General features: G+C 39.4%; 14 protein-coding genes. 12 read left to right on the top strand and 2 right to left on the bottom strand.

What is annotated here, in order from left to right; all coding sequences use genetic code 11:
- Window positions 1-31 precede the first annotated feature (31 nt).
- On the bottom strand, window positions 32-1,366 hold the full coding sequence (gene brnQ / locus FIU87_RS15730) for a branched-chain amino acid transport system II carrier protein (RefSeq protein WP_152445463.1): 1,335 nt from the start codon (window positions 1,364-1,366) through the stop codon (window positions 32-34).
- 296 nt (window positions 1,367-1,662) lie between these two features.
- Between brnQ and FIU87_RS15725 the strand changes: the two genes are divergently transcribed.
- From FIU87_RS15725 to FIU87_RS15705, 5 genes are all read left to right on the top strand, one after another.
- Window positions 1,663-2,799, top strand: coding sequence for a cysteine desulfurase family protein (locus FIU87_RS15725; protein ID WP_152445462.1), 1,137 nt, complete (start codon window positions 1,663-1,665; stop codon window positions 2,797-2,799).
- Between the two features lie 5 nt (window positions 2,800-2,804).
- Window positions 2,805-4,013, top strand: coding sequence for a tRNA uracil 4-sulfurtransferase ThiI (gene thiI, locus FIU87_RS15720; RefSeq protein ID WP_152445461.1), 1,209 nt, complete (start codon window positions 2,805-2,807; stop codon window positions 4,011-4,013).
- Window positions 4,014-4,104: 91 nt separating this feature from the next.
- Entirely contained in the window at window positions 4,105-4,299 is a 195-nt protein-coding gene (locus FIU87_RS15715; protein ID WP_152445460.1) for an alpha/beta-type small acid-soluble spore protein, read from the top strand.
- Between the two features lie 134 nt (window positions 4,300-4,433).
- Window positions 4,434-6,014 (top strand): acyl-CoA synthetase MbcS, encoded by a 1,581-nt coding sequence (locus FIU87_RS15710; RefSeq protein WP_152445459.1) that lies wholly within the window; start codon window positions 4,434-4,436, stop codon window positions 6,012-6,014.
- A 73-nt stretch (window positions 6,015-6,087) separates the two neighbouring features.
- Window positions 6,088-7,695: an amidohydrolase gene (locus FIU87_RS15705; RefSeq protein ID WP_152445458.1), complete on the top strand. Its 1,608-nt coding sequence runs from the start codon at window positions 6,088-6,090 to the stop codon at window positions 7,693-7,695.
- A 42-nt stretch (window positions 7,696-7,737) separates the two neighbouring features.
- Here FIU87_RS15705 and FIU87_RS15700 read toward each other — a convergent pair whose 3' ends face one another.
- Entirely contained in the window at window positions 7,738-8,538 is an 801-nt protein-coding gene (locus FIU87_RS15700) for an NAD kinase (RefSeq protein WP_152445457.1), read from the bottom strand.
- Window positions 8,539-8,703: 165 nt separating this feature from the next.
- Here FIU87_RS15700 and sppA point away from each other — a divergent pair, with 165 nt between their 5' ends.
- From sppA to FIU87_RS15665, 7 genes are all read left to right on the top strand, one after another.
- A complete protein-coding gene (sppA, locus tag FIU87_RS15695) occupies window positions 8,704-9,717 on the top strand; it encodes a signal peptide peptidase SppA (RefSeq protein ID WP_152445456.1) in 1,014 nt (337 codons plus the stop codon).
- Between the two features lie 12 nt (window positions 9,718-9,729).
- Window positions 9,730-10,275 (top strand): RDD family protein, encoded by a 546-nt coding sequence (locus tag FIU87_RS15690; RefSeq protein WP_152445455.1) that lies wholly within the window; start codon window positions 9,730-9,732, stop codon window positions 10,273-10,275.
- A gap of 88 nt (window positions 10,276-10,363) precedes the next feature.
- Window positions 10,364-11,068, top strand: coding sequence for a DUF2953 domain-containing protein (locus FIU87_RS15685; RefSeq protein WP_253905441.1), 705 nt, complete (start codon window positions 10,364-10,366; stop codon window positions 11,066-11,068).
- 20 nt (window positions 11,069-11,088) lie between these two features.
- Complete coding sequence (gene ytfJ / locus FIU87_RS15680) at window positions 11,089-11,580, top strand: GerW family sporulation protein (protein WP_152445454.1); 492 nt, start codon at window positions 11,089-11,091, stop codon at window positions 11,578-11,580.
- 136 nt (window positions 11,581-11,716) lie between these two features.
- Complete coding sequence (tpx, locus tag FIU87_RS15675; RefSeq protein WP_152445453.1) at window positions 11,717-12,217, top strand: thiol peroxidase; 501 nt, start codon at window positions 11,717-11,719, stop codon at window positions 12,215-12,217.
- A gap of 103 nt (window positions 12,218-12,320) precedes the next feature.
- The gene (locus tag FIU87_RS15670) at window positions 12,321-13,304 is read left to right on the top strand and encodes a class I SAM-dependent methyltransferase (RefSeq protein ID WP_152445452.1); all 984 of its coding nucleotides are present in this window, start codon (window positions 12,321-12,323) and stop codon (window positions 13,302-13,304) included.
- 238 nt (window positions 13,305-13,542) lie between these two features.
- Window positions 13,543-14,727, top strand: coding sequence for an acetate kinase (locus FIU87_RS15665; protein ID WP_152445451.1), 1,185 nt, complete (start codon window positions 13,543-13,545; stop codon window positions 14,725-14,727).
- Window positions 14,728-14,746 lie beyond the last annotated feature (19 nt).

The following is a 14,746-nucleotide window of genomic DNA, read 5'->3' as shown; positions in this document are numbered from 1 at the left end:
AAGACCCGGATAAGAGTTCCGGGTCTTTTTTCTATGCGATGCTTTCTTCAGAAGATTTGGAGGTTAATGTCCCGATGAGCATACCTAAAAGCATCCCAATAATGGCAGGAACTAACCAACCGACTCCTTCATTGTAGAAAGGAAGCACAGAGAAAACTTTTTGTATAAACGTAATATCTATCCCTGCAGTTGCTAGGCCGTCAAAAAAGCTAATAACCCCTGTAAAAAGTAGGGCAAAGCCAAAGACATAAGATTCATTTTTCCAGCGAATGAAGGATAGTAAAATTAAAACAATCGCTAATGGATAGATCATGATTAACACAGGCAAGGAAAGGGAGATAAGCTGATCCAAACCAACATTTGCTACAAGCAAACTAAAGGCACTAAAAATCCCTACATATACTCTATAGGAAACTGCCGGCATTATCTTGGAGAAAAACGTACTTGTTGCTGATACTAATCCCACTGAAGTAGTTAAGCAAGCAAATGTTATAGCTGTTCCAAGAATGACAGCACCGATACTACCGAATAGGTAGCTCGCGGAGCCGGAAAGAATTTGGCCGCCATTTTCAGCAATGCCTACCGCCTTCAAGCTTGTAGCACCTAAATAGGATAGGCCACCATACACAAAGGTCAACCCGGCTGCTGCAATAAATCCAGCCTTTAAACATAAGGACGTAATTACTTTCCTATCTGTAACCCCTTTATCTTTAATTGCTGAAATTACAACAATTCCGAAAACTAAGGCAGCAATGGTGTCCATTGTAAGATAACCTTCTAAGAAGCCTTTGAAAAATGGGGAGCTTGTGTAATCCTCAGTGGGCGCCCCAATTCCTCCCATTGGTGTAATGATGCTTTTTATCACCAGTAAACCAATAACCGAAAGTAAAATCGGAGTTAGTATCTTCCCAATTCTATCAACAAGTTTCGTTGGATTTAAAGAGAGATAAAATGTAATGATAAAAAAGATGATAGTGAATATAAACAAGGCAATGCCTCCTGAATTCATAGATTCAGGTAGAAAAGGAGTCGCCCCAATTTCAAACGCCACTGTTCCTGTTCGGGGAATGCCAAAAAACGGCCCAATTGCTAAATACATCACAATGGTAAAAACTATTCCGAAAATTGGATGAACGCGATTAGCAAGTGATTGTAAATCCCCGCCAGTATACGCAATCGCCATCACCCCAAGCAATGGTAATCCGACTCCTGTAATGAGGAAGCCTAATACCGCAACACCAACATTATCACCTGACGCCTGTCCTAGTAATGGAGGGAATATCATATTTCCTGCTCCTAAGAACAGAGCAAAAAGCATCAACCCTAACACTAATATATCTTTATTTTTGTATACCTTTGTTTGCATGAATGATCCTCCTGATGACTATAAGAGATGAATACGTTTTCATCCTATCATAATTTTGATGAATTTTGTCGAATAACTTAAAAGTTCAATAATTCGCTATATTTGAAAAACATTAATATGGTAGCATGTCTATACAAGTTTGAAAAGAGAAAATGGGTAATTTCCAAAAATCCACTTATCTTTTCTGAGAGACGAAAGTATGCTAACATTATTAGTTGCTTAAAGATTCGTTATAAATAATAACATCTTTCAAAATTACCATATTATCCATAAAGGATTTTCTTTGGAGGATCTCGATGATTTATTTAGATAACAGCGCAACAACGAAACCATATCAGGAAGTTTTGGATTCATTTCTAACTGTTTCAACGGATTTTTTTGCTAATCCTTCCTCTCTTCATTCTCTTGGTGGGAAAGCGGAAAAGCTACTGCACCGCTCGAGAGAAAACATTGCATCCTTACTCGGGGTTGATGATAAGGAAGTAATTTTCACTTCTGGAGGAACAGAAAGCAATAATCTTGCCATAAAAGGAACGGCCATGGCCAAGAAACACTTAGGAAAGCATCTGATTACAACATCCATTGAACATCCTTCTGTACATTTTGCCTTTCAATCACTTGAAAAAGATGGCTTTCAAGTAACCTATCTACCTGTTGATACGTCTGGAAAGGTAACTCCTCAACAGGTAGAAGCAGCTATTACAACAGAAACGATTCTGGTTTCCGTAATGCATGTTAACAACGAGACGGGAGTAATTCAGCCCATTGAAAGCATTGCAGAGCATGTAGCCAAGTATCCTCGTGTTACACTGCATGTTGATTATGTTCAAGGCATAGGAAAGGTACCATTAAGTCTAACTAATATTGATTTATGTACAATGTCAGCACATAAATTTCATGGCCTAAAAGGAACAGGTATGTTAATTGCAAAGGCAGGAACAAAACTTACTCCACTGCAACATGGTGGTGAACAAGAGTGGGAGTTAAGGTCAGGGACGGAGAATGTAGCAGGTATCGTAGCGATGACAAAAGCACTGCGGATGACATTAGAAGCTAGCGGTAAAAGTCAATCTCATATGGAAGCGTTAAAAAATTTTTGCATATCAGAATTACTAAACATACCCGCTGTACATGTCAATACACCAGTCCATCATTCTGCTCCACATATCGTGAACTTCTCTATTCCTGGATTAAAATCGGAAGTCCTTGTCCATACATTAGGAAACAAAAACATTTTTGTTTCGACAACTTCTGCTTGTTCCTCAAAAAGGAAAACTCCAAGTCGAACTTTGACTGCGATGGGGACAACGCAGGCGATTGCAGATAGCTCTATTCGTATAAGTATGAATGCTGAGACAACAAAGGACGAAATAGAAGAATTTTTAAAAGAACTAAAAAATGCAATATACACCATAAAAGAAGTAATGAGGTAGAAAAAATGAATTATGATCATATATTAATACGCTTTGGAGAACTATCTACAAAAGGTAGAAACAGAAAGCTTTTTATCCAAAAGCTCAGTCAAAACATTTTAGAAAAAATAAAAGAATTCCCAAAGGCCAAGATTGAGAAAAGCAGAGACAGAATGTTTATTATATTAAACGGAGAGCCTCATGAGCCAATCATAGATAGACTCCAATATATTTTCGGCATTCATTCTTTTAGCTTAGCGGTAAAAACCAAAACAGATATCGAAGACTTAAAAAAAGGAGCACTCTTTGCCTTAAACGCTCTTCCTTATCAAAATAAAACTTTTAAAGTAACGGCAAAACGCTCCTACAAAGGCTTTGAACTCGATACAAACGAACTCAACTATGCCATCGGCTCGCACCTTTTACGAAACACAGAAGGATTAACTGTGAACGTGAAAGAGCCTGATATTAATGTAAGAGTGGAAGTGCGCGAAGAAGCCTCTTATATTACGTGTAAAGACATAAAGGGATCTGGTGGGCTTCCTGTGGGAACAAGTGGAACAGGCCTGTTAATGCTTTCAGGAGGAATTGACAGCCCAGTAGCAGGCTACCTATCCATGAAAAGAGGAATAAGGTTAGAGGTAGTTCATTTCTTTAGTCCACCTTATACAAGTGATCGTGCGAAGCAAAAAGTGATTGATTTAACGAAAAAATTAACGGATTATGGACATTCCATTAATCTTCATATCGTCCCATTTACCGATATTCAAGTGGCCATTCAAAAGCAGGTGCCAGAAAATTACACGATGACCTCTACAAGACGGTTTATGCTTAAGGTAGCTGATAAAATACGTGAAAAAGAAAATGCGTTAGCAATCATTACTGGCGAGAGCCTTGGTCAAGTTGCAAGCCAAACGCTAGAAAGCATGTTAGCCATCAATGAGGTAACATCAACACCAATCATCCGCCCTTTAATAACAATGGATAAACTTGAAATTATGGATATAGCTAAAACCATTGATACAATGGAAATTTCAAACAGACCATATGAGGATTGCTGTACCATCTTCACACCAGCCTCACCGAAAACAAAACCAAAAAAGGAAAAGATCAATTTTTATGAAAGCTTCTTAGATGGAGAAAAAATGGTGGAAGATGCCGTCGAACGCACAGAGAAGCTGTTAATTACCGGAAAAGAAACGACAGAAGACAAAAGAATAGAGGATCTCTTTTAACCTCCAATTATTGTGAAGAATTACCATTTTCATTTAATGAATGATGCCATGTGTTTTGACACATTCTAAAGTCACAAGGAGGTGAAAACACATGGCATACAACTCATCAAACCAACTAGTTGTACCAGGTGTACAACAAGCTCTTGACCAAATGAAATACGAAATCGCTTCTGAATTCGGAGTTCAACTTGGTCCTGATGCAACAGCTCGCGCTAACGGTTCCGTTGGTGGAGAAATCACTAAGCGTTTAGTTCAAATGGCTGAGCAAAGCTTTGGTGGCAAATAATTATATATAATTGGCTACGAGGCGGGGGAAACCCCGTCTTTCTTTATTTTCTGAAAATCCCGTCAAAATAATTCAAATTATTACAAAAATTATGTATGATAGGAGTAGTACTTATTCAAAGGGGATGACTTCAGATGAAAAGAGAAGAGTTATTGGCACCGCAAAGATACAATCTAGTTGAAGAAGTAGAAAAGTACGCAAAAGATAGTGAAAGGCTTGCCTTAATATGGGAAAGCGAACAAGGGGAGAAAAAACAAGTAACATATCAACAACTAATAAAAGATGCAAATAAAATTGGAAACGCTTTACTTTCTGAAGGGCTGCAAAAGGGAGATGTAGTTCTTGTCATGATGCCAAGGCTGATTGAATCTTATCAAGTTTACCTAGGTGCCTTAAAAGCAGGTCTTGCGGTTATTCCATGTTCTGAAATGTTAAGGGAAAAAGATCTATCGTATAGAATTGAGCATGGAGACGTAAAAGGAATTATTACTTATTATCCATTTGTTGAACAAGCAAACCAGCTCGAAGAAGTTAGAAAACTTGTACGTTTTAGCGTTGGTGGGATGCCAGAAAAAGGCTGGACAAACCTTGAGGATGCGATGGAAAAACAAAAGGATGAGCTTGCATTTGCTCAAACTACGAATGAGGATATGGCTTTCTTGTCCTATACGTCTGGAACAACGGGAAATCCAAAGGGTGTTGTTCATACACATGGCTGGGCATATGCACATCTGCGCACAACAGCTAAAAACTGGTTAGGAATCGAAGACAAGGATGTAGTATGGGCAACTGCAAGTCCAGGATGGCAAAAATGGATTTGGAGTCCATTCCTATCAACACTTGGTTCAGGAGCAACAGGCTTTGTCTATCACGGGAAATTTGATCCCAACACGTATTTAAAGCTTTTGGAATCATATGAAATAAATGTGCTTTGTTGCACGCCAACAGAATATAGGCTGATGGCAAAAGTGGACAATTTGAATGCTTACAGTCTTCCGCATTTACACAGCGCCGTTTCTGCCGGCGAGCCATTAAATCGTGAAGTAATTGAAACCTTCAGAAAGCATTATCGAATAGACGTACGGGATGGTTATGGGCAAACAGAGAATACTCTCTTACTTGGTGTATTAAAAGGAATGGAGATTAAACCAGGATCCATGGGAAAACCAACCCCTGGAAACAGAGTGGCAATTATAAACGAAAACGCCGAAGAATGTGAAGTGGGAGAAGTAGGAGATATTGCTGTTCATAGAGAAACACCTGCATTATTTAAGCATTATTATAAAGATTCTGAACGTACCTCAAGCCAATTCAGGGGTGACTATTATATTACCGGAGATAAAGCCAAAAAAGACGAAGAAGGATATTTTTGGTTTGAAGGACGAAGTGATGATATAATCATCAGCTCCGGCTACACAATCGGACCTTTTGAAGTGGAGGACGCTCTGGTCAAACATCCGCTTGTCCGTGAATGCGCCGTGGTTGCAAGCCCAGATGAGGTTAGAGGAAACGTGGTTAAAGCATATGTTGTCCTGCAAGAAGGTGTGGAACAGGATGAAGAGAAACTCACTAAACTTTTGCAGGAGCATGTGAAGGAGCTGACAGCGCCTTACAAATATCCTCGAAAAATAGAGTATGTGACGGACTTACCGAAAACTACGTCAGGAAAAATCCGCAGAATAGAGCTTCGACAAAAGGAGCTTGCTGCAAAATAATAGGAATAAAAAAGGCAGGTGAATGGCTGTAAGCGGTCAGTAGCCTGCCTTTTTTGAAAAGGAGTATACGATTATGGGAGAAATTTGGTTTGGTGGAACCATCTACACGATGCAGCGGGATGGACACAGGATTGATGCAGTTTACACGGAGGAAGGAATCATTATAGAAACAGGCACAGTTGATAACCTAATGGCTGCCTATCCAAATGCAAAGAAACATGATTTACGCGGAAATATCATGTATCCTGGCTTTACGGATAGCCATATGCACCTAATAGGTCACGGAGAGAAACTGCTTCGTCTTGATTTATCCACTTACACATCATCACAAAGCGTGAAAAAAGCATTGAAAACGAAAGTAAAAGAAACACCTGAAGGAGAATGGATTTTTGGAGAAGGGTGGAACGAGAACAATTTTGCCGATCGCAAAATTTTTCACCGAGAAGAGCTAGATGAACTCACCATGAACCACCCTATGATTCTCTCAAGGGTGTGTAGACATGCAGTTCTAGTTAATTCAAAAGCCTTGGAATTAGCTGGTATCACTAAAGAAACCGAAAATCCACCAGGTGGAGTAATTGTGAAGGATGTTTCAGGAGAGCCTACAGGATATTTACTAGATCAGGCGCAGGAGCTTGTAAAAAAAGTCATACCAAAGGCAACAGAAAACTACCTTTATCATGCATTAAAAACCTCCATAAAGGACTGCATGAGACTTGGATTAGTTGGAAGCCATAGTGAAGATCTCAGCTACTATGGTAGCTTTCGCAAAACTTATGGGGCGTTTGAAAACCTTATCGAACGAGATGGATGTAAATATCGCGCACATTTACTCGTTCACCATGAAGTGGTTGATGACATGCATGAAGAAGGGCATCATTTTAAAAAAAGCACGGACTTCATCACGCTCGGAGCAATGAAAATTTTTGCTGATGGTGCTCTAGGAGGACGCACTGCGCTATTAAGTCGTCCTTATAACGATGCACCAGAAACGTCAGGTGTAGCCATTCACTCGAAAGAAGGTCTGATCACACTTGTCAAAAAGGCTAGAAATTACGGAATGACTGTTGCTGTTCACACGATTGGTGACCTGGCTTTTGAATACATGCTCGACGCAATTGAACAGTATCCACCCCAAAAAGGAGAGAGAGACAGGCTCATTCATGCTCAAATTCTTACACGGCCATTAATTGATCGGGCGAAAAAGCTGCCTTTGATTCTTGATATACAGCCTAGGTTTGTGGCTACTGACTTTCCTTGGATTGTGGAAAGGTTAGGAGAAGAGCGCCTTGCTTATTCCTACGCTTGGAAAACGTTATTAGATGAGGGGTTAATTTGTGCAGGAGGCTCAGATGCACCAATCGAGCCAGTGGATCCACTGTTAGGAATCCATGCTGCAGTAACTAGGCAAACCCCAGGCGATAGACTGCAAACAGTGTATCAACCAGAGCAACGTCTCTCTGTTTATGAAGCGGTCGGGTTGTTTACAAAAGGGAGTGCATTAGCCATTTCCGAGGAAGACAAGCAAGGGAAAATTGAGAAAGGTTTTTATGCAGACTTTACTGTATTAGATAAAGACCTTTTTGAAATTCCTCCAGAAGAAATTTTAAATACGAATGTCATGATGACCGTTATTGATGGTACGATCATGTACGAGAACACTCAAGTCACTAGTTACTAATAAAAAGGCAACCACGCATAGCAGCGATGGTTGCCTTTTGGTTCATAGGAACGTCCTTTTGACTTTTTCCCAAAAACTATTGTCTTTTAATTTAACGGTTTTGATTTTCTTGTCCGTTAATTGAATGTCCAGACGTTCTACATGACGGATACTTAATGCCTCGTTATCAATTCCAATGGTAGGATAATCATTTCCATCCTGTATTATTTTAAGTGTTAGCTTTCTTGCACCAGCTAAAATAAAGGGCGAGCCTAGGGTACGATAGCTATTATTGTTAATGGATGCTAGCTCGCTCACTTGAAGGCATGGAAGCATCGGGTCTACCACTGCTCCTTGAACAGATTTATTATAGGCAGTGCTTCCCGTTGGAGTGGAGACAATCATGCCATCGCCTCGGAAAGTCTCAAAATGCAACTCATCTATAAAAACATCAAGGGCAAAGGTCTTAATGATAGCCGAACGGATAGAGCATTCATTTAAGCATTGAAAGGTGGAAGTGCCATCAATTGTTACTTCGATCGTTGGATATTTTCTTACTTCAATTTGTTCAAATCTCATTGCTTCGACCATTTTTGCTGTATCATCCACATGGAAATCACAATAAAAGCTAGACGTATGCCCAGTATTGATGCCAGCGTACAAGCAATCTTCTTTGAAGCCTGTTTTCTGAACAGCCTGTAGGAACGTCCCATCCCCACCAACTGCTACAATTATGTTTGCTTCTTTGTAGTCAGATAATACTTCAAAGTTATTTTGCTCTGCTAACTCAATTAGATTTTTCACTTTTTGTTCAATCTCTTCCTCACGCTTATAAAAGAAAAAAACTTTACGACGATCATTCATGTTTTTTCTCTCCCATCATAAAAAATGAAAAAATATCCAGTTTGCATTATCATTTTGGTTATTTTTTTAGTACAATTCTATATTGTGATAAGTTTACCATTTTGATGAAACTTTTTAAAACGATTATACGTATTAGAAAAGGAAGATTACTTAGGAGGGAATACAATGAGTGGAAAACGTTGGGCAGCATTAGGAATTGCAGCACTGTTGTTTTTTGTATCGATAATTACAAATGTGGTAACCAGCCCATTTGAAGATAAGGGTAATGAAGCATCCTCATTCGCTAGCATGTTAGGAACAGAGGAAGCATTTGTAGAAGAAGTTATAGAAGATGGAATATCTAATCGAAAGATCTTAGTGATGGAAGTGAATGGAGTGATTCAAGATACTGGAAGTGATGTCACCTCCTTATTTGCTCCTGGTTATAATCACCGTCAATTTCTAAAAATGATGGATCAGGCAAAAGAAGATTCTTCTGTAGCAGGTATTATCGTTCGTGTAAACACACCAGGTGGTGGAGTATCTGAAAGTGCGGAGATACATAAAAAAATCGTAGAAATTCAAGAGGAAACGAAAAAGCCTGTTTACATCTCTATGGGTACGATGGCAGCTTCTGGTGGCTACTATATTGCAGCTCCCGCTGATAAAATTTTTGCCAGCCCTGAGACCATCACTGGTTCCATTGGGGTTATCATGCAGGGAATTAATTATGCAGAGCTTGCAGAAAAATATGGCGTGAAATTTGAGACAATCAAAAGTGGTCCTTATAAGGACATCATGTCCCCAACAAAGGAGATGTCCAAAGAGGAACGCGAAATTCTCCAAACAATGGTCGACAACATGTACAATCAGTTTGTGACTATCATCTCTGAAGGCAGAGATATGAGTGAAACTGAGGTAAGAAGCATTGCAGACGGAAGAATCTATGACGGACTACAAGCCAAAGAAATAAACCTAGTAGACGAACTTGGTTATTTTGAAGATGTAATTGCTAGTATGAAGAAAGACCATGACCTTGGTAATGTGAAGGTTGTACGATACACGGAAAATCTGGGCTGGGGTTCCTTGTTCACAATGAATGCTAAATCCCTATTACAACCAGAATCAGAAATGCAGATGCTTGCAAGGCTGATTAACCAGCCGAATTCTCCAAGACTGATGTATTTATATGCGGAGTAGGAGGAGAGCATAATGAGAGATGAAAATTTCAAAGAAAATGATGAGCAAATCATAAAAGAAGAATACAATCACGAAAAGGCATTCAACGACAATAGAGTAACTGTAAAGACAGAAGAGCAGCATCAAGGGCCTTCTTACCGATACGCTGGTTTTTGGATGAGATTGTGGGCATTTTTGCTTGATATGATTGTCATCTGGAGCATTGGAGCAATAATAATTTTCCCTGTGTTCCGCCTGACGGGAATATCTACTAGCGAGAGCTTCATGTTCTCACCAGCCTCCATTGCAACGGCCGTCGTTCTATACGGATACTTTATTTTAATGACAAAATACTTCCAACAAACATTAGGGAAAATGGTTTTTGGTTTAAAAGTAGTAGATTTGAGACATGCTGAACTGTCCTGGAAAACCATTTTGTTCCGAGAAGGGATAGGAAAATATATTGCTTTTGTGTTCCAGCCACTCACCTTCATCGTGTTTCTAGTAGTTGCTTTTACAGGGAAAAAGCAAGGTGTACATGATCTATTTGCAGACACAACCGTTGTACACGAAAAATAAAAAATAAACCTGTCGTCAGACTATCTGGCAGACAGGTTTATTTTTTTTTTGCAAGGAAATAATGAGAGGATGTAGGAAAGGGTGTGAAATGATGATTTGGACCAGTGTTATATTCGCCCTTCTTTTCATTCTAATAGTTAGTGTTATTTTGACCCGAATAACCGTCCATTTTTATTTTCACCATGCAGAGGATAATGATCAATTAACCATAAAGCTACGAGCTTGGTATGGATTGCTGCGGTACACCATCGATGTTCCATTGATCTCCATAGATAAGGATACGGCATCCATTCATGTAGAAGAGAAAACAAAGGTGGGAACTGGAGACCCTGCAAAAGGAAAGCAGAAGGAGAAGGATTTCTCGCCAAAAGAAATACTACAAAGCTTTCAAGACACATACGAGCTAATTCGTCATGTTGTTGGAATGCATGAAATAGTAAGGCGGTTTCTCTCAAGATTAGAAGTGAAAGAAGTCGAATGGCATACAAATATCGGAGTAGGAGATGCTGCACATACAGGAATGGTAACAGGTGCTGGTTGGGCAATTAAGGGCGGAATTATCGGGATTATTAGTCATTATACAAACTTTCAAGCTCAGCCCATTATTTCTATCACACCATACTTCCAACATAAGGTTTCGCAAACACTTTTTACGTGTATGATTCGCTTTCGAATCGGGCATGCTATGTTGGCAGGTATAAGAATCGTTAAATATTGGAAGGGTGGCAGGCCGAAATTTAAAACCCGCCCACTTTCTGTTTTGTCCAAAAATGATGGTCAACAATCTATGTAGCTGTTAAGAGGAGGATCAAGATGAGCGAACATCCAATTAAAAGTTTAATGACAACAGCAATGGAAAATCTGAAGGATATGATTGATGTAAACACCATTATTGGTGACCCAGTCGAAACACCTGATGGCAGTGTCATACTAACTGTATCCAAAGTTGGCTTTGGATTTGCCGCTGGAGGTAGCGAATTTAAAGGAAGCACAGGATCTGGACCAGAAAAACAACAGGATGGTCAGTCCCAGCAAAACCAACAAGGTGGCGGACACAAGCTGCCATTTGGTGGAGGTAGTGGGGGAGGAGTTTCCATTACTCCTATTGCATTCTTAATTGTGAATTCCCATGGTGTGAAAATGCTACATCTTGATGAAAGCACACATCTTTATGAAAGACTGTTGGATTTAGCACCACAGGCAGTGGAAAAAATCCAACACATCCTAAACAATAATAAACGACATAAAGGAAGTCATTCCGGTAGCAATTATAGTGACCACAAACAGGATGATCTAGATTTTTAACAGAAAAGATAAGACCAGCTGTAAGACAGTTGGTTTTTTTTATGGCATTCTATCTCCCCATATTAATTGCAAATCAATAGAAAGATAGCTATCATAATCAGTGTAGTGTACATATTTTTTGAAGGAGGGAATTTTCATGGCAAATGTTACATTTAAAGGGAATCCAATGACTTTAGTAGGCAACGAAGTAAAGGTAGGAGACAAAGCACCTAATTTTTCTGTTTTAGCAAATGACCTTTCAGAGGTTACCCTTGATAAGTATAAAGGTTTCAAAAAGCTAATCAGTGTCGTACCTTCCGTTGATACGGGAGTATGTGATGCACAAACACGTAAATTCAATGAAGAAGCATCAAAATTAGATAACGTAAAGGTTATTACGGTAAGCATGGACCTGCCTTTTGCTCAAAAGCGTTGGTGTGCAGCTAGCGGACTTGATAATGTAGAAATCGTTTCTGATCACAGAGATGCTTCCTTAGGAGAGGCTTATGGCGTATTAATGCAAGAGCTTCGCTTACTTGCTCGTTCTACATTTGTTGTGGATTCCAATGATACAGTGACATATGTAGAATATGTCGGAGAAGGAACAGACCATCCTGACTACGCTGCTGCAATCGAAGCGGTAAAAGCAGCGGAATAATAGCATCATACAACAAGTAAGGCAGGCTGTTGTACTAGCAGTCTGCTTTATCTTTTTACTTTATCCGTGTAAAATAAAAATTTAAAAGGGAAGGAGCGGGACCATGTCCATAACAAAATTGGAAAACACATTTAGTTTGTTTGATTCCACAGCAAAAATGATGCAAGAAGAATTACAATGTACATATTTGGAGGCATTAGCGGAAACGGCAGAAAACCTTTTTCATGGAAATGTGGTGCAAGAGGAACTTTCTGAAGTGACGAAAAGAAGACTAGAAAAGGAATACAGCAAAGCAAATCTCGCCTCCTTGCAAAAGGAAGAGATTCGTAAAGGGTTTCAGCTGGCAATCTTAAAAGGAATGAAAGAAGGGGTACAAGCGAACCATCAAATGACTCCTGACGCCATTGCTATGTTTATGGGGTACCTCATCGGAAAATTCACCTCACATCTCTCACAACTCTCCTTATTGGATCCTGCCATTGGCACAGGCAATCTCCTTACGGCTATCATGAACCAGCAAGCAAGTAAAAAGCTTGAAGCTTACGGAGTAGAAGTGGACGATTTATTATTAAAGCTTGCTTACACAAATGCTAATCTTCAGGAACAGCCAATCAGTTTATTCAACCAAGATGGTTTGAGCAATCTTTTTGTGTCCCCGGTGGATATTGTTGTAAGTGATTTGCCTGTGGGTTATTACCCAAATGATGAGAATGCTGCAAACTTCAAATTAAAACGAGATGAAGGACACTCGTATGCACATTACTTATTTATCGAACAAGGGCTTCGCTACACAAAGCCGGGCGGCTATTTATTCTTCCTTGTCCCTAACTTCATGTTTGAAGAGGATGAAGCAAAACACGTGAATGACTTAATAAAAGAAGAAGCCTACATTCAAGGCATGCTGCAGCTTCCACAAACGATGTTTCAAAATAAAAACAATGCCAAGAGTATCTTAGTACTCCAGAAAAAGGGCATTGGGGTAGAAGCACCAAAAGAGGCGTTGCTCGTCAACCTACCAAGCTTCTCCAACCTACAAGCAATGGAAAAAATCATGGCCCAAATCAACGAATGGTTTAGTGGCAAATAATATAAAAAAAGCGATATCCTTTGTGGATTTCGCTTTTTTTATGTTTCATTTCTCTGAAAAAAAAGAATATATATGGTAAGCGTTATCATCTTCGGAAGCCCCTTGCAAATGAAGAATGACGGTGTTTAAATGGAAAAGGTATATAGAAAATTGGAACTTTGCACAAGATAGGTAGAGTGTGAAATACTGAAAAATTTAAACAAAAGTTTGACCATATAAAGGAGTTGTACCAAACAATATGTCAAAAGTCATAGCAATTAATGCTGGGAGCTCTTCCCTTAAATTTCAATTGTTTGAAATGCCAAGTGAGAATGTCATCACTAAGGGATTAGTAGAGAGAATTGGCTTAAATGATTCAATTTTTACTATTAGTGTCAACGGAGAAAAAGTCACTGAAATCACGGATATTCCTGACCATGGAGTAGCAGTGAAAATTCTATTAAGCAAACTTATTGACCTTGGAATTCTGCAAAGCTTTGATGAAATCACAGGTATCGGTCACAGAGTGGTTCATGGCGGAGAAAAATTTAATGATTCTGTAGTAATTACGGATGAAGTGCTTGCGCAACTTGAGGAGCTATCTGAACTTGCTCCCCTTCATAATCCAGCAAATATTGTAGGAATTCAAGCCTTCAAAGAAATCCTACCAAATGTGCCGGCTGTAGCGGTATTTGATACTGCATTTCATCAATCTATGCCTGAAAAATCCTTTCTTTACAGCCTTCCTTATGAATATTATGAGGATTACGGGATTCGTAAATATGGTTTCCACGGGACATCTCATAAATATGTTTCCGAACGTGCGGCTGAACTATTAGGCAGACCAGTAGAACAGCTTCGACTAATCTCGTGCCACCTTGGAAATGGTGCAAGTATTGCAGCTATTGAAGGCGGAAAGTCTATCGATACATCTATGGGCTTTACACCGCTTGCAGGAGTGGCGATGGGAACTCGTTCTGGTAATATTGATCCTGCTCTGATTCCATTTATTATGGAGAAAACAGGCAAATCTGCCGATGAAGTACTAGATGTGCTTAACAAACGAAGTGGAATTCTAGGTGTATCTGGTTTCTCTAGTGACCTTCGTGATATTGAGTCTGCTGCCCAAGAAGGCAATGAACGTGCAGAGCTTGCATTAGAAGTGTTTGCTAGCCGTATTCACAAATACATCGGTTCTTATGCGGCAAGAATGTTTGGAGTAGATGCCATCATCTTTACTGCTGGTATTGGTGAAAACAGTGATGTTATTCGTGCAAGAGTTTTACAAGGCTTAGAATTTATGGGTGTGTATTGGGATCCTGCTTTAAACAAGGTCAGAGGAAAAGAAGCGTTCATCAACTATCCTCATTCCCCAGTAAAAGTAATGGTCATTCCGACAAACGAAGAAGTAATGATTGCAAGAGATGTTCAAAAACTAACGTAATACTTTTCTTATTACAGTC

Origin of the sequence: Bacillus sp. THAF10, from assembly GCF_009363695.1 — a bacterium.
GTDB lineage: Bacteria > Bacillota > Bacilli > Bacillales > Bacillaceae_I > Sutcliffiella_A.
This window is presented reverse-complemented; position numbering and strand designations above follow the sequence as displayed.